The organism is Rhizobium sp. CB3060, assembly GCF_025200735.1.
In the GTDB taxonomy this organism is placed as follows: Bacteria; Pseudomonadota; Alphaproteobacteria; order Rhizobiales; family Rhizobiaceae; genus Rhizobium.
Genome location: NZ_CP104158.1, coordinates 382,970 through 400,099 on the forward strand (window position 1 = coordinate 382,970; position 17,130 = coordinate 400,099).

15 protein-coding genes are annotated in these 17,130 nt (G+C 62.4%); 12 read left to right on the plus strand and 3 right to left on the minus strand.

Annotation, left to right across the window (positions count from 1 at the left end):
• Positions 1-12 precede the first annotated feature (12 nt).
• From N2601_RS01880 to N2601_RS01890, 3 genes are all read left to right on the plus strand, one after another.
• Entirely contained in the window at positions 13-996 is a 984-nt protein-coding gene (locus N2601_RS01880) for a bifunctional riboflavin kinase/FAD synthetase (RefSeq protein ID WP_104822128.1), read from the plus strand.
• 317 nt (positions 997-1,313) lie between these two features.
• Entirely contained in the window at positions 1,314-4,196 is a 2,883-nt protein-coding gene (ileS, locus tag N2601_RS01885; RefSeq protein ID WP_104822129.1) for an isoleucine--tRNA ligase, read from the plus strand.
• A 134-nt stretch (positions 4,197-4,330) separates the two neighbouring features.
• The gene (locus tag N2601_RS01890) at positions 4,331-4,966 is read left to right on the plus strand and encodes a hypothetical protein (RefSeq protein WP_104822130.1); all 636 of its coding nucleotides are present in this window, start codon (positions 4,331-4,333) and stop codon (positions 4,964-4,966) included.
• A gap of 38 nt (positions 4,967-5,004) precedes the next feature.
• Here N2601_RS01890 and N2601_RS01895 read toward each other — a convergent pair whose 3' ends face one another.
• On the minus strand, positions 5,005-5,463 hold the full coding sequence (locus tag N2601_RS01895) for a nucleoside deaminase (RefSeq protein ID WP_104822131.1): 459 nt from the start codon (positions 5,461-5,463) through the stop codon (positions 5,005-5,007).
• 72 nt (positions 5,464-5,535) lie between these two features.
• On the opposite strand from N2601_RS01895, the gene N2601_RS01900 reads away from it, so the two are divergent.
• The 3 genes from N2601_RS01900 to N2601_RS01910 are packed head-to-tail and all read left to right on the plus strand — an operon-like array spanning position 5,536 to position 9,009.
• Positions 5,536-7,551, plus strand: a complete 2,016-nt coding sequence (locus N2601_RS01900) for a pseudouridine synthase (protein ID WP_104822132.1) — start codon at positions 5,536-5,538, stop codon at positions 7,549-7,551.
• Between the two features lie 6 nt (positions 7,552-7,557).
• Positions 7,558-8,124: a 16S rRNA (guanine(966)-N(2))-methyltransferase RsmD gene (gene rsmD, locus N2601_RS01905; protein ID WP_104822133.1), complete on the plus strand. Its 567-nt coding sequence runs from the start codon at positions 7,558-7,560 to the stop codon at positions 8,122-8,124.
• Positions 8,125-8,142: 18 nt separating this feature from the next.
• On the plus strand, positions 8,143-9,009 hold the full coding sequence (locus N2601_RS01910; RefSeq protein WP_104822134.1) for a patatin-like phospholipase family protein: 867 nt from the start codon (positions 8,143-8,145) through the stop codon (positions 9,007-9,009).
• On the opposite strand, the gene N2601_RS01915 is transcribed toward N2601_RS01910, so the two are convergent.
• Positions 9,006-10,823: a monovalent cation:proton antiporter-2 (CPA2) family protein gene (locus N2601_RS01915; RefSeq protein WP_104822135.1), complete on the minus strand. Its 1,818-nt coding sequence runs from the start codon at positions 10,821-10,823 to the stop codon at positions 9,006-9,008. The two genes, N2601_RS01910 and N2601_RS01915, sit on opposite strands and share 4 nt — an antisense overlap.
• Before the next feature lie 149 nt (positions 10,824-10,972).
• Between N2601_RS01915 and N2601_RS01920 the strand changes: the two genes are divergently transcribed.
• The 6 genes from N2601_RS01920 to lpxK all read left to right on the plus strand — a co-directional run bounded on the left by N2601_RS01920 (position 10,973) and on the right by lpxK (position 16,826).
• Complete coding sequence (locus tag N2601_RS01920) at positions 10,973-12,322, plus strand: TldD/PmbA family protein (protein WP_104822136.1); 1,350 nt, start codon at positions 10,973-10,975, stop codon at positions 12,320-12,322.
• Positions 12,323-12,342: 20 nt separating this feature from the next.
• Positions 12,343-13,152, plus strand: coding sequence for a 3'(2'),5'-bisphosphate nucleotidase CysQ (locus N2601_RS01925; protein WP_104822137.1), 810 nt, complete (start codon positions 12,343-12,345; stop codon positions 13,150-13,152).
• A 61-nt stretch (positions 13,153-13,213) separates the two neighbouring features.
• Entirely contained in the window at positions 13,214-13,459 is a 246-nt protein-coding gene (locus N2601_RS01930; RefSeq protein WP_104822138.1) for a DUF4170 domain-containing protein, read from the plus strand.
• A gap of 171 nt (positions 13,460-13,630) precedes the next feature.
• Positions 13,631-14,950 (plus strand): lipid IV(A) 3-deoxy-D-manno-octulosonic acid transferase, encoded by a 1,320-nt coding sequence (waaA, locus tag N2601_RS01935; protein WP_104824996.1) that lies wholly within the window; start codon positions 13,631-13,633, stop codon positions 14,948-14,950.
• 9 nt (positions 14,951-14,959) lie between these two features.
• On the plus strand, positions 14,960-15,688 hold the full coding sequence (locus tag N2601_RS01940; protein WP_104822139.1) for an HAD family hydrolase: 729 nt from the start codon (positions 14,960-14,962) through the stop codon (positions 15,686-15,688).
• Positions 15,689-15,782: 94 nt separating this feature from the next.
• Positions 15,783-16,826 (plus strand): tetraacyldisaccharide 4'-kinase, encoded by a 1,044-nt coding sequence (gene lpxK / locus N2601_RS01945; RefSeq protein WP_104822140.1) that lies wholly within the window; start codon positions 15,783-15,785, stop codon positions 16,824-16,826.
• A 12-nt stretch (positions 16,827-16,838) separates the two neighbouring features.
• Here the strand turns inward: lpxK and N2601_RS01950 are convergent, their stop codons facing one another.
• Positions 16,839-17,069: a DUF2093 domain-containing protein gene (locus N2601_RS01950; protein ID WP_104822141.1), complete on the minus strand. Its 231-nt coding sequence runs from the start codon at positions 17,067-17,069 to the stop codon at positions 16,839-16,841.
• Positions 17,070-17,130 lie beyond the last annotated feature (61 nt).

A 17,130-nucleotide genomic window follows, 5' to 3' on the forward strand; every position in this document is an offset into this window, starting at 1 on the left:
GAGTGGTAGCCGATGACCGTCTTCCATCGCAATGAGACCCGCGAACCGCTGCCGGACAATCTGAAAGGCGGCGTCATTGCCATCGGTAATTTCGACGGCGTGCATCGCGGCCATCAATCCGTGCTCGATCGCGCGCTGGAGATCGCCCGGGAGCGCGGCGTGCCGGCGCTGGTCCTGACCTTCGAGCCGCATCCGCGGACCGTCTTCAGGCCCGATCAGCCGGTTTTCCGCCTGACGCCGGCGCCGCTGAAGGCGCGACTCCTCGAGGCGATCGGCTTCAACGCCGTCATTGAATATCCTTTCGACCGGGCCTTTTCGCAGCGTTCCGCCGATGAATTCGTCCATTCGATTCTGATCGACTGGCTGCATGCTTCCGAAGTGGTCACCGGCTTCGATTTCCATTTCGGCCATGATCGCCAGGGCGGTCCGGCCTTCCTGATGAATGCCGGCAGCAAGAACGGCTTCGGCGTGACGCTGATCGACGCCTTTCGCGATGAAAATGCCGAAGTGGTGTCATCAAGCCGCATCCGGACGTTGCTGGTGGAAGGCGAGGTCGCGGAGGCTGCAGGTCTGCTCGGCTATCGCTATACGGTCGAGGCAGAGGTCATTGGCGGCGAAAAACTCGGCCGCTCGCTGGGCTTCCCAACCGCCAATATGCGGCTGCCACCGGAAGCGGAGCTGAAGGCTGGTATCTATGCCGTGCGCTTTCGCGCCGCCGATGGCGTCATTCGCGATGGTGTCGCCAGCTATGGCCGGCGCCCGACGGTGACCGACAACGGGGCGCCGCTGCTCGAAACCTTCGTTTTCGACTTCAGCGGCGATCTCTATGGTCAGATCTGTTCCGTCTCTTTCTTCGGTTATCTCCGGCCCGAACTGAAGTTCGACGGCCTCGACCCGCTGGTGGCGCAGATCAGGAAGGATGAGGAGGAGGCGAGGGCGCTGCTCGCCGGCGTCCGCCCGCTCGGGGATATCGACCGGTTCATCGCCTTTTCTTGATTGTCACGCGGCACGGGCCTGATTGGGCGGGCTCCGATTGGCCGCGGGTGGAAGCATCAGCGGCTTTCTATGCCCTGCGGCGGCTGATCCCTCTTTCTTTCCATGCAAAAAACGCCTATGAACCGCCAACCATGACCCAATTTCGGCTGAGCCTATCGATACGAATTATTGGCCCGGCCTTCCGCGCGCTTTAAGCGGCCGGAAGGTCCGGGTTTTGGGCGCCTGTTCCCGAGGCGCTTTCCGCCGCCGAAAAATCCCCATATGGCTGCGCCTTTCCGGCGCGAAACGCCCGAGACGCCGAGGCAATTGTCAGAACAATGACCGATACCGCTGAAAAGATCGACTATTCGAAAACCCTTTACCTGCCCGAGACCGACTTCCCGATGCGCGCCGGCCTGCCGCAGAAGGAGCCGGAGCTCGTCAAGCGCTGGCAGGAAATGAACCTCTACAAGAAGCTGCGCGCTTCCGCCGCCGGCCGCGAAAAATTCGTGCTGCATGACGGTCCGCCCTATGCCAACGGCAACATCCATATCGGCCACGCGCTGAACAAGATCCTTAAGGACGTCATCACCCGCTCGTTCCAGATGCGCGGCTATGATAGCAATTATGTTCCGGGTTGGGACTGCCACGGTCTGCCGATCGAATGGAAGATCGAGGAAAAATACCGCGAGAAGGGCAAGAACAAGGACGAAGTCCCGGTCAACGAATTCCGCCAGGAATGCCGTGACTTCGCCTCAGGCTGGATCAAGATCCAGTCCGAGGAATTCCGCCGTCTCGGCATCGTCGGTGATTTCGACAATCCCTATCTGACGATGAACTTCCACGCCGAATCCCGCATCGCCGGCGAGCTCTTGAAGATCGCCCGCAGCGGTCAGCTCTATCGCGGCTCCAAGCCGATCATGTGGTCGGTGGTCGAGCGTACGGCACTGGCGGAAGCCGAAGTCGAATATGCCGATGTCGAGAGCGATACGATCTGGGTGAAGTTCCCGGTCGTCGAAGGTCCGGCGGCGCTCGCCGATGCCTTCGTCGTCATCTGGACCACGACGCCCTGGACGATCCCCGGCAACCGGGCGATCTCCTATTCGTCGCGGGTTTCCTACGGCCTGTACGAGGTGACGGAAGCCGCCAATGATTTCGGTCCGCGCCCAGGCGAAAAGCTGATCTTTGCCGACAAGCTTGCCGAGGAATCCTTCGCCAAGGCGAAGCTGCAGTTCAAGCGCCTGCGCGATGTGACCGCTGATGAGCTTGGTGCGAGCATCTGCGCCCATCCGTTGGCGTCGCTCGGCTACGACTTCAAGGTTCCGTTGCTCGATGGCGATCATGTGACCGACGATGCCGGTACCGGCTTCGTGCACACCGCCCCAAGCCATGGCCGCGAGGACTTCGACGCCTGGACGAGCCATGCCCGCCAGATTGAAGCGCGTGGGATCTCCTCCCGCATCCCGTTCCCGGTCGATGATGCCGGCTTCTACACGGCCGACGCCCCCGGCTTCGACGGCGGCCGCGTCATGGACGACAACGGCAAGAAGGGCAATGCCAACGATCTGGTCATCAAGGCACTGATCGAGACGAACACGCTCTTTGCGCGCGGACGGCTGAAGCATTCCTATCCGCATTCCTGGCGCTCGAAGAAGCCGGTCATCTTCCGCAACACGCCGCAATGGTTCGTCTATATGGACAAGGACCTTGCTGACGGCACGACGCTGCGTTCGCGCGCCCTGAAAGCGATCGACGATACGCGTTTCGTGCCCGCCGCGGGCCAGAACCGCTTGCGCGCCATGATCGAGCAGCGGCCGGACTGGGTTCTGTCGCGCCAGCGCGCCTGGGGCGTGCCGATCTGCATCTTCGTCGATGACGAGGGCCAAATCCTGCAAGACGAGGGCGTCGATGCCCGCATCCTCGATGCTTTCGAAAAGGAAGGCGCCGATGCCTGGTTCGCCGAAGGCGCGCGCGAGCGCTTCCTCGGCGAAAAGGCCAACGAGCCCTGGACGCAGGTCATGGACATCCTCGACGTCTGGTTCGACTCGGGCTCGACCCATACCTTCACGCTGGAAGACCGTCCGGACCTGAAATGGCCGGCGGACCTTTATCTGGAAGGCTCGGACCAGCATCGCGGCTGGTTCCATTCGTCGCTGCTCGAAAGCGCCGCGACGCGCGGCCGCGCGCCTTACGATACCGTTCTTACCCATGGTTTCACCATGGACGAGAAGGGCGAGAAGATGTCGAAGTCCAAGGGCAATGTCACCTCGCCGCAGGAGGTGATGAAGGACGCCGGCGCCGACATCCTGCGTCTATGGGTCATGACGTCGGATTATGCCGAGGATCTGCGCGTCGGCAAGACGATCATCCAGACCAATATTGATGCCTATCGCAAGCTGCGCAACACCATCCGCTGGATGCTCGGCACGCTCGCGCATGACAAGGGCGAGGTGATCGCCCGTGCCGAGATGCCGGAGCTCGAGCAGCTCATGCTGCACCGTCTTGCGGAACTCGATGAGCTCGTGCGCGAAAGCTATGATGCCTTCGACTTCAAGCGGATCGCCCGCGCCCTCATCGATTTCTCGAATGTCGAGCTTTCGGCTTTCTATTTCGATGTCCGCAAGGATGCGCTTTATTGCGATGCGCCGTCGAGCCTGCGCCGCCGCGCAGCGCTTGCCGTCATCCGCACGATCTTCGATTGCATGGTGACTTGGCTGGCGCCGATGCTGCCGTTCACGACGGAAGAAGCATGGCTGTCGCGTAATCCACAGGCGGTCTCGGTGCATCTCGAACAGTTCGTCACCGTTCCCGGCGAATGGAAGAACGAGGCGCTGGCCGAGAAGTGGAGAAAGATCCGCGCAGTGCGCAGCGTCGTCACCGGAGCTCTCGAAATCGAGCGCAAGGACAAGCGCATCGGCTCCTCGCTGGAAGCCGCGCCCGTCGTCTATATCGCCGATCCGGAGCTACTGAAGGTGCTGGAAGGACAGGATTTCTCGGAAATCTGCATCACCTCCGATATCGCCATCAATGGCGGCGAAGGCCCCGCCGATGCCTTCCGCCTGGATGATGCCGCCAAGGTAAGTGTCGTGCCGAAGCTGGCCGAAGGCCGCAAGTGCGCCCGCTCCTGGCGCATCACCACCGATGTCGGTTCCGATCCGGAATATCCCGACGTCTCTGCGCGTGATGCGGCCGCTCTGCGCGAATTGATGGCTGTCAACTGAAGAAAATTACCGGGTGAATTGCCTTTGAGGCGTTCATCCGGTAAAAGCTGCCTGAAAATGGCCCGATTTTTGCGGCAGTTGCCGTGAAATGGGGTTCTGCGATAGTTGCACCGGCGTAGCTGGGAAGGGTATTCATGAGAGCGATACATAGGATTCGTGTCGGCGTCAGCTTGGCGGCACTCGTGATTGGCTGCGGTCTGATGTCCGGCTGCATGAGCGGCCCGCGCTACGGCACGGACAAGACCGCCGGCGAACAGCTCTTCGATGATATCAGCGACATCGCATCCGTTTCGGCGGCCACGCCGAAGGACAAGGGCGTAAAATATCCGAACCGCCCGGGCCTGGTGCTTCCGGCCCAGAACGACAGGGAAAACCTGACCTCGCCGCAGCAGTCGCTGGCCAGCAAGGATAATCCGGCCTGGCTGGAATCGCCGGAAGATTCGCGCAAGCGCCTGGCGGAGGAAGCCGATCAGAACAAGAACAATGTTAACTATCGCTCTCCGCTCGCTCAGGCCGACAGTGGCCGCAACCGCGTGAGCGAAGCGCAGCAGACCGCCGCCTATCGGGCCGCGCGCCAGGATCAGGACGGCACCTATATCGATCAGCGCCGCTACCTGATCGATCCGCCGCAGCAATACCGCCAGGTCTCCGACGAGGCTGCTCTCAACGATCTCGGCACCCCCGAGAGCAAGAAGGAAAAGCAGCGCAAGAAGGACGCCGAGGCCGCTCAGCAGTCCAGCAACAGCAGTTGGTGGAAGCCTTTCCAATAAGTCTTTCTAGCTGAAGCGGCGGTTAAATCAGCCGCTTTTTAGTCTTCCACGCGTTTTTGTTGGAAGAATTCCCTGAGAATATCGGCCGCATCCCGCTCGGCCATGCCCGAATAGACTTCCGGCGCGTGATGACAGGTTGGCTGGCGATAGAAGCGCACGCCGTTGTCGACGCCGCCGCCTTTCGGATCTTCCGCGCCGTAATAAAGGCGGCGGATGCGGGCAAACGAGATGGCGGCCGCGCACATGGTACACGGCTCCAGCGTTACATAGAGATCTGCACCCGTCAGCCGCTCTTGGCCGAGTGCCTCGCAGGCCATGCGGATCACGGCGATTTCGGCATGCGCGGTGACGTCGTTGAGCTCTCGGGTGCGGTTGCCGGCCTTGGCGACAACGGCATTGTCGACCACGAGGACGGCTCCGATAGGCACTTCACCGCGCGCGCCGGCGCTTCGCGCTTCGGCGAGCGCCAGCTCCATGAAGTGATTTGTATTCACCATTTAAGATTTTCCACTTAACCGCGGGGGCGTGACCTGATAGGAACACGCCTTAAAAATTCAGGCAAACAACAAATGACAATGAATGACAAGCCCAAGCGGCCTGGGTCCAAACCCTTTACCCGCGACAAGCAGACGAAGACGCGCGATGACGCCAAGCCGACGAAGGCTGTGTCCGCCAAAGTGGCGGCAGAGGCAGAAGGCGGGGATGGAAAAGCGGAACGCATTTCCAAGGTAATGGCGCGCGCCGGCGTGGCGTCGCGCCGTGACATCGAGCGCATGATCATGGACGGCCGTGTGAAGCTGAACGGCGTGCTGCTGGATACGCCGGTGGTCAACGTGACGCTCGCCGACAAGATCGAAGTTGATGGCGTGCCGATCCGCGGCATCGAGCGCACGCGCCTGTGGCTCTATCACAAGCCGGCGGGCCTCGTGACCACCAATGCCGATCCGGAAGGACGTCCGACCGTCTTCGACAACCTGCCGGAAGAGCTGCCGCGCGTCATGTCGATCGGCCGCCTCGACATCAACACCGAAGGCCTGCTGCTGCTGACCAACGACGGCGGCCTTGCCCGCGTGCTGGAACTGCCGACCACCGGCTGGTTGCGTCGCTATCGCGTGCGCGCCCACGGCGAGATCGATCAGGAAGCGCTGGACAAGCTGCGGGAAGGCATCGCCGTCGACGGCGTGCTCTACGGCTCGATCGAGGCGACGCTCGACCGCACGCAAGGGTCCAACGTCTGGATCACGATGGGCTTGCGCGAAGGCAAGAACCGCGAAATCAAGAATGTGCTCGGCGCGCTCGGCCTCGAGGTCAACCGCCTGATCCGTATCTCCTACGGCCCTTTCCAGCTCGGCGAGCTTCCGGAAGGCCGGGTGTTGGAAGTGCGTGGCCGCACGCTGCGCGATCAGCTCGGTCCCCGCCTGGTGGAAGACGCCAAGGCGAATTTCGACGCGCCGCTTTACAATAGCTCGGCCGTTGCCGCCGAGGATGAGCCGGAGGCGAAGCCTGCTCGCGCGGCCAAGGAAGAGCGCCCGCGTCGCGAGCGCCCCGAGGATAAGCGCGAGCGCGCCCTGAGCCGTCTCGACACCAAGCGCGATGACCGCCGGGATGAGGGGCGCCGCGAAGCCGGCCACAAGGACGACGACCGGCCGAAGCGCCAGCCGCTGGGTCCGCGTCGGAGCGCGAATGTCTGGATGGCGCCTGGTGCCCGTCCGCTCGGCGAAAAGGCTGCTGCAAAGGCTGCCAAGAATGCAAGGACCGCCGCAAAGCGCGGCGAAGTGGAACGCCCGCAGCGTAGCGGCTTCGATCGCCCGGACGAAGGCCCACGCGTTCGGATCAACCGCGTCGACGAGGGGGATGGCGAGTGGATCCGTTCGAGCGAGGTCGCACCACGCAAGTCGCGCGACGACGAGGGCTTTGATCGCAAGCGCTCCCGGGATGACCGAACCTTTGGTGATCGTCCCCGAGGTGATCGGCCGCAGGGCGACCGTCCCGCCCGCGGGGATCGTTCGTTTGGCGACCGTCCTCGCGGCGAGCGCCCGTTTAGCGATCGTCCGCGCGGTGAACGCGGCTCGCGTCCCGAGGGCGGTGATCGCCCCCGTACGAAATCCTTCCAGGGAGAAGGCCGTTCCGAACGCTCCTTCGGAGATCGTCCGCCCCGTGGAGAGCGTTCTTTCGGCGACAAACCGCGTGGCGATCGTCCATATGGCGATAAACCCCGCGGCGACCGGCGGCCGCGTGCTGAGGGAGACGAGCGTCCGCGGGCCAAGTCTTTCGGCGGCGAACAGCGCTCCGAACGTCCTCGCGGCGATCGCCCGCCGCGTGGTGATCGGCCCACGCGCGGTGATCGGCCCATGGGTGACCGTCCGCAGGGCGAGCGTTCCTACGGGGACCGGCCGGCCGGCAAGCCCTTCGGCAAGAAGCCGGGCGGCGGCAAGTCCTTTGGCGGCAAACCGGGTGGAAAAGGCGGCTCGCGCGGCTTTGGCGGTAAACCCGGTGGCACAGGCCGTCCGTCTGGCGGCCCGGGTCGCGGCGGTCCCGGTCGTGGCGGCCCCGGCAGGGGTGGCCCCAAGGGCGGAAGAGGTTGACGCGCGGTGCGGATCGTCGGCGGTGAATTTCGCGGTCGGTCGCTTGCGGTGCCGAAGTCGAACGACATTCGTCCGACGGCGGACCGCACGCGCGAGAGCCTTTTCAATATCTTGAGCCATGCCTATCCCGAGGCCATCGATGGCACGCGGATGATGGATGTCTTTGCCGGCACCGGCGCGGTCGGGCTCGAAGCCGCTTCGCGCGGTTGCCGCCATGTGCTTTTCGTCGAAAGCAGCGTCGAAGGCCGTGGCCTGCTTTGGGAAAATATCGACGCGCTTGGCCTGCACGGCCGCACGCGCATGCTGCGGCGGGACGCCACCGATCTCGGCAGCGTCGGCAATCTGGAGCCTTTCGATTTTCTCTTCGCCGACCCGCCCTATGGCAAGGGTCTGGGCGAGAAGGCCTTCGCCGCTGCCGCTGCCGGCGGCTGGCTGGTACCGGGAGCCTTGGCAATCCTCGAGGAACGCGCCGACGTCACGGTTTCCGTCGCGCCGGATTTTCTCTTCCTGGAAGAGCGGACCTTCGGCGACAGCAAGATGCATTTCTTCCGTTATCAGCCTCGACAGGCCTAGTGGCGGAAGGAGAGGATCATGGGCGACTATGCCGATTTTGTTGGGAGCGATTATACGCTCGCGACATCCAGCACGCCGAGCGTCGCGGTCGCCTTTGGCTGCGGCGGTGCCCGTGGCCTTGCCCATATTCATATCATCGAGGCGCTAGATGAACTCGGCATCCGACCGGTCGCGATCGCCGGCGCCTCTATCGGCTCGATCATGGGCGCTGCCATGGCGGCTGGCATGAGCGGTGCGGAAATCCGCGACTATACGCTCGCCACGGTGGGCAACCGCCCGGCTGTGCTGAACAAGATGTGGAGTCTGCGGCCCCCGAACATGCGTAGCTTCCGGATCGGCCAGTTCAATCTCGAACGCATCCTGCGCGCTTTCTTGCCTTCAACCTTTCCGGAAGATTTCTCCGAGCTGCATATCCCGCTAAAGGTGGTGACGACGGATTATTATGATCAGACCGAGGTGGTGACCGAAAAAGGCGAGCTTTTCCCGGTCCTGGCTGCCTCCGCCGCCATTCCCGCCGTCTTCATGCCGGTCAAGGTCGGCGACCGCGTCATGATCGATGGCGGCATCATGAATCCGGTGCCCTACGAGCATCTGGCCGGACTTGCCGACATCATCATCGGCATCGACGTTGTAGGCGGGCCGGATGGCGACGGCACCCATATTCCGAACCGTATCGAGAGCCTGTTCGGTGCCGGGCAACTGACGATGCAGTCCAATATCGCGCTGAAGCTGCGGCTGCTTTCACCGCAGATATTCCTGCGCCCGCCAATCGGCCGCACCGGCGTGCTCGATTTTTTGAAGGCCCGCGATATCCTCGCCATGTCCGCCAGCGTCAAGGAAGAGCTCAAATTCGCCCTCGATCGGGTGATCACTGCAAAGAACTAAGCTCGTTCCGGCTCCTCCGCCGGCATGGAGAGATCGTCGTCGTCGCTGAAAACATCGGCGCTGCGTTTTGGTTTGACCAGCGGTTCCGGCCTGACCGGCCGTGAATAGAGCATGTCGCGCCCGGCCTGCAATCCTTCGCTGACCTGCAGCACCAGCCGCTGTTCGTCACGCTTGCGGATATCCTCACCGATCTCGAAGGCGTCGGCTTCGCTGACACCGAGGGCTTCCAGCGTGCGGCGGCCGAAGAGCAGGCCGGATTCCAGCGTTTCGCGCAGCTCGAAATCGACGCCCTTGTTGCGCAGCGCGATCGAGTGAATACGGTCGTAGGAACGGACGAAGATGCGGGCATGCGGATAATCCGTCTGCACGAGTTCGACGATCTTGTCGGTGATTTCGCGCTGATGCGTGCTGACGACGACCAGCTTGGCGCGGTCGATGCCGGCCGAACGCAACACGTCCTTGCGGGTGCCGTCGCCGAAATAGATGCGGAAGCCGAAGTTGGAGGCCTGGCGGATGCGATCGGCGGAAAAGTCGATGACGGTGACATCGCGGCCGCCGGCCAGCAGGATCTGCGCGGCGATTTGGCCGAAACGCGAGAAGCCGATCATCAGCACGTCGGAGCCGGCACCCTCGAAATCCTCGTCCAGCTCCTCATGCCCATCGCCGGTCAGCATGCGCTTCGAAAGCGCTGCACCGAGCGGCGTCAGCGCCATGGAGAGCGTTACGATCGCGATTAGCAATGAGGCCGTGCTGGCGGAGAAGAGCCCGCCGCCAACGCTGGCTGCACTAAACAGCACGAAACCGAATTCACCCCCCTGGGGAAGCAGGCAGGCGATGCGGATGGCATCGTCATGCGACGAACCGGTCACACGGCAGAGCGCATAGATGATCACGCCCTTGATGACCATGACGACCGGCACGGCAAGCACGATCAGCGCCCAATTGTCGGCGATGACATCCAGTTTGAGCGACAGGCCGACGGCGATGAAGAAGATGGCGAGCAGCACGCCGCGGAAAGGCTCGATATCGGCCTCCAGCTCATGGCGATAGGAGGATTCGGCGAGCATCACGCCGGAGAGAAAGGCCCCCATCGCCATGGAGAGGCCGGCAAGCTGCATCAGCGTCGCCGATCCCATGACGACGAGCAGGGCGGCGGCAATCATCGCCTCGCGTGCGCCGGTGCGGGCAATGACCTGGAACAGCGGCGTCAGCAGGTAACGTCCGGCAATGATCATTGCCGCGACGGCGCCGACGGCGATGGCAAGGTCCAGGACCGGATTGGAAGCCTGCGTCGGCCCGCCAAGAACCGTGACCAGGGCAAGCAGCGGCACGATCGCCAGATCCTGCAGCAACAGCATGGAAAAGGAACGCTGGCCGTATTTGGTGTTGACGTCGCCTTCCTGCTCGAGGATCTGCATGGCAAAGGCCGTGGAGGAGAGCGCCAAGCCGAAGCCGACGATGATGCTGCCGCGCCAGCCGGCAATGTGAGCGAGATAAGCGGCGAGCGTCAGCGCCAGTCCGCTCAGGACCACCTGCGCCGTGCCGAGGCCAAAAATGTCGCGCCGCATCTGCCACAGGCGCGATGGTTTCAACTCCAGGCCGATGATGAACAGTAGGAAGACGACGCCGAGTTCGGCGACGGCAAACACGGATTCGCCATCGCCGATGCCGTGCAGCACTGGCCCGATGACGACGCCGGCGGCGAGATAGCCGAGTACGGTGCCAAGCCCCAATTTCTTGAAGATCGGCGCCGTGACGACGGCGCCTCCGAGCAGCATCAGGGTTTCGGTAAAGAGGGCATTCGGCGCGGACATCGTCTGTTTCTTCCTGTGGGCAGGCGGTGTTGCAGCGCATAGTCATCAGAAACAACCATGCGTGAAGACATTCGGACAAGAATCGGCGTGGCCGCCCTTGATGCTTTATGTAGTGCACAATAAATGGAACGCGAAGGAAAGGCCAAATCATGTCTTCAGAAATCGATTCCGCCACTCTGCTTTCCCGCGCCAGCCAGTTGATCGACCTCGCCCGGAAAGCCGGTGCGGATGCGGCCGATGCCGTCGTCGTGCGCTCGCGGGCGCAATCCGTCAGCGTCCGCCTCGGCAAGGTCGAAGGCACCGAATCCTCCGAAAGCGACGATTTTTCACTGAGGGTGTTTGTCGGCAACCGTGTCGCCAACGTCTCGGCCAATCCCGGCTTCGACCTCCAGGCGCTGGCTGAACGCGCCGTCGCCATGGCAAAGGTCTCGCCGGAAGATCCGTTCGCCTGCCTTGCCGATGAAGCCGATCTTGCCAAGACCTATCCCGATCTCGAACTTTTCGATCCGACCGAGGTCTCGTCGGTTCAACTGCGCGAGGCAGCCCTTGCGATGGAAGAGGCAGCGCTCGCCGTTCCCGGCGTGAGCAATTCCTCGGGCGCAGGCGCATCCGCCGGCATGGGCGGCATGGTGCTTGCCACGTCCCATGGTTTCGCCGGCCATTATATGGGTTCGCGCTTCAGCCGCTCCGTCAGTGTCATCGCCGGTGAAGGCACCGGCATGGAGCGTGATTACGATTTCGACAGCCGCCTTTATTTCGCCGAGTTGGACGCAGCCGAGGATATCGGTCGCCGCGCCGGCGAGCGGGTGGTCAAGCGCATCAATCCGCGCCAGGTGCCGACCGGCAAGGATGTGACGGTCGTTTTCGATCCGCGCGTGGCGCGCGGCTTCGTCGGTCATATCGCCGGCGCGATCAACGGCGCATCCGTCGCACGCAAGACCAGTTTCCTGCGCGACAAGATGGGCGAGCAGGTGCTGAAGGCCGGCCTGTCGATTACGGACGATCCCTTGATCGTGCGCGGCCCGGCCTCGCGTCCCTTCGATGGCGAAGGCGTTTCGGGCAAGCGCCTGGTGATGATCGAAGATGGCGTGCTGAAGCATTGGTTCCTGTCCACGTCGGCTGCACGCGAGATCGGCGGTCTCAGAACGAATGGGCGCGGTGCCCGTGGCGGCACGGCCGTTTCTCCGTCCTCCACCAATCTGGCGCTGGAGCCTGGTGATATTTCGCCGGAAGAGCTGATCCGCAATGTCGGCAATGGTTTCTACGTCACCGAACTGATCGGCCACGGCGTCAATATGATCACTGGCGAATACAGCCGGGGCGCTACCGGTTTCTGGATCGAGAATGGCGAATTGACGTTTCCGGTGTCGGAGGTGACGATCGCCTCCAACCTCAAGGACATGTTCATGCGCCTGACGCCGGCAAACGATATTGACCGCGATTTCGGCGTCGCGGCTCCGACGCTCGCCATCGAGGGCATGACGCTGGCTGGGCGCTGAGGCGGAGATTGGAATTCGGAATGAGCGATAGAGACGCAGTCGGCCAATTGAGCGATCTCGATCTGATCGTTGAAGCGGCACGCCAGGCAGGCAATATCGCTCTCAGCTTCTTCCGCCAATCGCCTGAGGTCTGGTGGAAGAACGAGGGGCGCTCCCCCGTCAGCGCCGCCGATTTCGCGGCCAACGAGAAGCTTGCCTCCATCCTGCGTCCCGCGCGACCGGACTATGGCTGGCTTTCGGAAGAGACCGACGACGATGCCGAGCGGCTGTCGCATTCGACCGTCTTCGTTGTCGATCCGATCGACGGCACACGCGGGTTTCTGTCGGGGCTTGAGCTTTGGTGCATCAGTGTTGCCGTGGTGACCGCCGGGCGCCCGACCGCGGGCGTCCTCTACGCGCCGGCATTGGAGGAGCTGTTCGTTGCAACGGCCGATGGCCCGGCGCTGAAGAACGGCGAACCGATCGCGGTTTCCGTCAGGCCGGAACACGATATCCACAGGCTCGCCGCCGGTGAGGATATGTTGAGCGGCTTCGATCCGGATTTCCGCAAGACGATCGAACGGGCAAAGCATGTGCCGTCGCTCGCCTATCGCCTCGCCATGGTGGCCGACGGCCGGCTGGAAGGGACGATCGTCAAACGCAACTCCCATGATTGGGATCTCGCAGCCGCCGACCTCATTTTGGAGCGGGCAGGCGGGGCGCTGGTCGATCTCTTCGGCCATCCGCTCAACTACAATCGCGCGGAGGTCTCGCATGACGAACTCTGCGGCGCTCCGGCGGCACGGCTGCCGCAATTCCTACGCCAGCTCTCCCACAGACGAAACGGTTGACCTTTTGGTCAAAATCCCGCACAGGAAGAGTGGAGGGGGACGACAGCAGAAAGAGACGAAAATGACTGATACCAGCGACAAAAAGCAGCTCTTGCACCTCGTCTTCGGCGGGGAATTGGAAAACCTCGAGGAAGTACAATTCCGCAATCTGAACGAACTCGACATTGTCGGCATGTATCCCGATTATGCGAGTGCGCTGACCGCTTGGAAGTCGAAGGCGCAGCAGACCGTCGACAACGCTCACATGCGTTATTTCATCGTCCATCTGCATCGTTTGCTCGATCCGCAGGACAAGGCTTCCTCCTGAGGTCGCATTTAATATTTGATATTCCCGTCCGGACGGGCATCGTCGTTTTTTAATCCGGCTATGGCGTAGTATTTTTGACGCAATCAGAACGAAGAATCGGCCGAACATTCGGCCGTGAAATAATTGGGATTTGGCATCGATGACGATCACCTTGGATCGGAGGCAATCGAGATGAGTAGCGCTAGGGCGCGCCTCGCTTTGGGTGCCTACCGCTTTGGCGGGATTGCGGTCTATCCCCTTGTCGGGACTTACCTTACCGTCCGCGCCGCCAAGGGCAAGGAAGACCGCTCCCGTCGGCTGGAGCGTTTCGGCTATGCCAGCGCCAATCGTCCACAAGGGCCGCTCGTCTGGTTTCATGCCGCAAGCGTCGGCGAGACCTCGGCGGTCGTTCCGCTGATCCGCGAAATTCGCCGTCGCGACATCCACGTTATTCTGACCACGGGAACCATCACCTCGGCCAAGGTGACCCAGGAGCGCCTTGGCGACGAGGTCATCCACCAATATGTGCCGCTCGACCTGAAGCCGTCCGTCAGCCGCTTCCTCGATTATTGGCAGCCTGATTGCACCATCATCGCCGAATCCGAGATCTGGCCGATGACCATCATGGAGCTCGGCCGCCGGCGCATCCCGCAGATCCTCGTGAATGCCCGCTTGTCGGATCGCTCTTTTGCCCGCTGGAGCCAGCATCCGTCGCTCTCGGAAGCGCTGTTCGAAAACCTGGCGCTGGTCGTCGCGCAATCCGATCTTGATGCCGAGCGTTATCGCGATCTCGGTGCGCGGCAGGTGCTCAAGTCCGGCAATCTCAAGGTGGATACCGACGCCCCGCCCTACGACGCGCCGACCCTTGCCCGCTACATGAAGCAGATCGGCGGGCGCAAGACCTGGGCTGCCGTCTCCACCTTCGAGGGCGAAGAGAATGCTGCCGCCATCGTCCATAAGACGCTGAAGGAGCATAACGGCCAATTGACCATCATAGTGCCGCGCCATCCCGAACGTTGCGACGCGATCGAAGCAATGCTCGTCGAGCAGGGACTGAAAGTGGCGCGCCGCACCCGCAACGATGTGCTGTCGCCCGATGTCGATGTCTTCCTCGGCGACACGATCGGCGAAATGGGCCTCTATCTGCGCATGACCGAAGTCGCCTTCATGGGCAAGTCGCTGTACAATGAGGGCGGACAAAACCCTCTGGAACCGGCCATGCTGGGTTGCGCTATCCTGACCGGCGGTCATGTCCAGAATTTCCGCGACTCCTATCAATTGCTCGCCCGCCGCGGCAGCGCCCGCATGGTGCGCGACACCGAAATGCTGGCGAGGGGCGTGCATTACCTGCTGACCAACGATCCGGCGCGGCGCGGCATGATCGACGCCGGTTACGCCGCCGTGCACGAGATGCGCGGGGCGCTGGCGGCGACCATCAAGGGATTGGAACCCTACATCAACCCACTGACGGTAAAGGCACGGTTGCTGCCGAAGACGATGGCGCAGGGATAAGGGCACTACATGACGTCACTCAAACTAGACGCGATCGAGGGCATTCTCTTTGACAAGGACGGCACGCTGCTCGACTATGACGCGAGCTGGTTGCCGGTTAATCGCGAACTTGCCAGCATTGCGGCCCAGGGTGACCTCCTACTTGCCGATCATTTGCTTTTGGCCTGCGGCATGGACCCGGTCACCGGCCATATCGTGCCTGACAGCCTGCTTGCCGCCGGCAATACTCGCCAGATTTCGGAAGGCCTTGTCGCCGCCGGCTCTGCGATGGACGTGGTGGAGCTGACGGAAAAACTCGATGCGCTGTTTTCGCACGCCGCCGACTTCTCCGCGCCGGTCACCGATCTCGCCGGTTTCTTCCATCGCCTGCACGGGCGCGGCTACAGGCTCGGTGTTGCCTCCAGCGACAATGAGCGCTCTATTCGCCAGACGGCACGCCGCTTCGGCTTTCTCGATTATCTCGATTATATTGCTGGTTACGACAGCGGTTTCGGAACCAAGCCAGAGCCCGGCATGGTGCTCGGTTTCTGCGAGGCGACGGGGCTTTCCCCCGCGCAAATCGCCGTCGTCGGCGACAATAATCACGATCTGCACATGGGGCACAATGCCGGTGCGGGTTTGAGGATCGGGGTGTTGACCGGCACCGGTTCGCGTGAATCGCTTGCTGCCGCCTCCGATTATTGCCTCAATGACATTACCGAGCTGGAAAGCCTGTTGCCCGTTGCCCAGCCGGTCTAACCAAGGCGAAGGCTTGCTTTTTCATCCGATCTGCCTTTTCTTGCCGCCTTGCTGATATCGCATGGGCATAAGAGGCGCGAGGCGGGATTAGATTATGGTATCGGAAGCACCGCCGTTCTGGTGGCGGAAGCCGGATTGGCGCGCTTGGGGGCTTTCGCCCTTTTCCTTTGTATACGGCCGCATCGCCGGCTATCGCATGGCGCATGGTCGCCGCGCTTCCGTACCCGTACCCGTCATCTGCGTTGGCAATTTCACGGTGGGCGGCGCCGGCAAGACGCCGACAGCGCTGGCGATAGCCCGTGCCGCCAAGGCAAAGGGATTGAAGCCGGGCTTCCTCAGCCGTGGTTATGGCGGCTCGCTGGATGTCACGACGGTGGTCGATCCAGACCACCATCACGCCACCGCGGTCGGCGACGAGCCGCTGCTGCTTGCCCGTGAGGCATTGACGGTGATCTCCCGCCGCCGTTCGGACGGGGCGGAGCGGCTGGTGCGCGAAGGCGCCGATCTCATCATCATGGACGACGGTTTCCAGAGCGCGCAACTTGCCATCGACTATGCTCTGGTCGTCATCGACGCCACAAGAGGCATCGGCAATGGCCATCTCGTTCCCGGTGGGCCGGTGCGTGCGCCGTTGAGGACACAGTTGCGCTATGCCTCGGCGCTGCTGAAAGTCGGCCAAGGCAATGCCGCCGACCGGCTCGTGCGCATGGCGGCGAGGGCTGGAAAGCCGTTTTTCGCGGCATCGGTCAAGGTGCGCGGCCAGGAGGATCTGAGCGGGCGCAATGTCCTCGCCTTTGCCGGCATTGCCGACCCCACCAAGTTTTTCCGCACGGTCGAGTCGCTGGGGGGCAGCATCGCCGTTAGTCGCACCTTCGGCGATCATGAACATCTGGGCGAAGACGAGATAGCCGATATTCTCGATATCGCCGCCCGGGAAGGCCTGGAGATCGTCACCACCTCCAAGGATTATGTCCGCCTGATCGGCCATCACGGCCGGGCCGACGAGCTGTTACAGGCGAGCCGTGTCATCGAGATCGACATGGTCTTCGACGATCGCCGCGCGCCGGCTTTGATCATCGACCGCGCGATCGCAGCCGCCCGCGAACGGCGGTTACGGGAAGGACGGAAACTGAAATAGCGATCGTAGCGATCAGCGCTTCTGGTTCGGAAGCGCGCCAGCGCGCTTTTCGGCTTCCAGCGAAGATATCACGTCGGCATAGGGTTCCTGCCGGGCGACGCTCCAGTAGCGCAGCTCATCGAGCGCGATGTGCTTGCCGGTCATGGCGCAGACGACATAGGAGCCGGGCATGAGGATTTGGAAGTCGCCGTCGAGATAGCGAATCTTCGCCTCGCGGTTTCCATGTCCCTCAAAAAGATTCATCTGATGCCGTCCCCGATCTCTGTCATCTGTTTGCCATACCCCGGCAGGCTGGACTTTTCCA

What these genes read in the sequence shown, in the direction of transcription:
- N2601_RS01900 (WP_104822132.1), top strand. Translation starts at nt 5,536, where the DNA reads ATGACAATGAATGACAAGCCCAAGCGGCCTGGGTCCAAACCCTTTACC.
- N2601_RS01930 (WP_104822138.1), top strand. Translation starts at nt 13,214, where the DNA reads ATGACTGATACCAGCGACAAAAAGCAGCTCTTGCACCTCGTCTTCGGC.
- waaA (WP_104824996.1), top strand. Translation starts at nt 13,631, where the DNA reads ATGAGTAGCGCTAGGGCGCGCCTCGCTTTGGGTGCCTACCGCTTTGGC.
- N2601_RS01915 (WP_104822135.1), bottom strand. Translation starts at nt 10,823, where the DNA reads ATGTCCGCGCCGAATGCCCTCTTTACCGAAACCCTGATGCTGCTCGGA.
- lpxK (WP_104822140.1), top strand. Translation starts at nt 15,783, where the DNA reads ATGGTATCGGAAGCACCGCCGTTCTGGTGGCGGAAGCCGGATTGGCGC.
- N2601_RS01940 (WP_104822139.1), top strand. Translation starts at nt 14,960, where the DNA reads ATGACGTCACTCAAACTAGACGCGATCGAGGGCATTCTCTTTGACAAG.
- N2601_RS01920 (WP_104822136.1), top strand. Translation starts at nt 10,973, where the DNA reads ATGTCTTCAGAAATCGATTCCGCCACTCTGCTTTCCCGCGCCAGCCAG.
- N2601_RS01925 (WP_104822137.1), top strand. Translation starts at nt 12,343, where the DNA reads ATGAGCGATAGAGACGCAGTCGGCCAATTGAGCGATCTCGATCTGATC.
- N2601_RS01890 (WP_104822130.1), top strand. Translation starts at nt 4,331, where the DNA reads ATGAGAGCGATACATAGGATTCGTGTCGGCGTCAGCTTGGCGGCACTC.
- N2601_RS01895 (WP_104822131.1), bottom strand. Translation starts at nt 5,463, where the DNA reads ATGGTGAATACAAATCACTTCATGGAGCTGGCGCTCGCCGAAGCGCGA.
- N2601_RS01950 (WP_104822141.1), bottom strand. Translation starts at nt 17,069, where the DNA reads ATGAATCTTTTTGAGGGACATGGAAACCGCGAGGCGAAGATTCGCTAT.
- N2601_RS01880 (WP_104822128.1), top strand. Translation starts at nt 13, where the DNA reads ATGACCGTCTTCCATCGCAATGAGACCCGCGAACCGCTGCCGGACAAT.
- ileS (WP_104822129.1), top strand. Translation starts at nt 1,314, where the DNA reads ATGACCGATACCGCTGAAAAGATCGACTATTCGAAAACCCTTTACCTG.
- N2601_RS01910 (WP_104822134.1), top strand. Translation starts at nt 8,143, where the DNA reads ATGGGCGACTATGCCGATTTTGTTGGGAGCGATTATACGCTCGCGACA.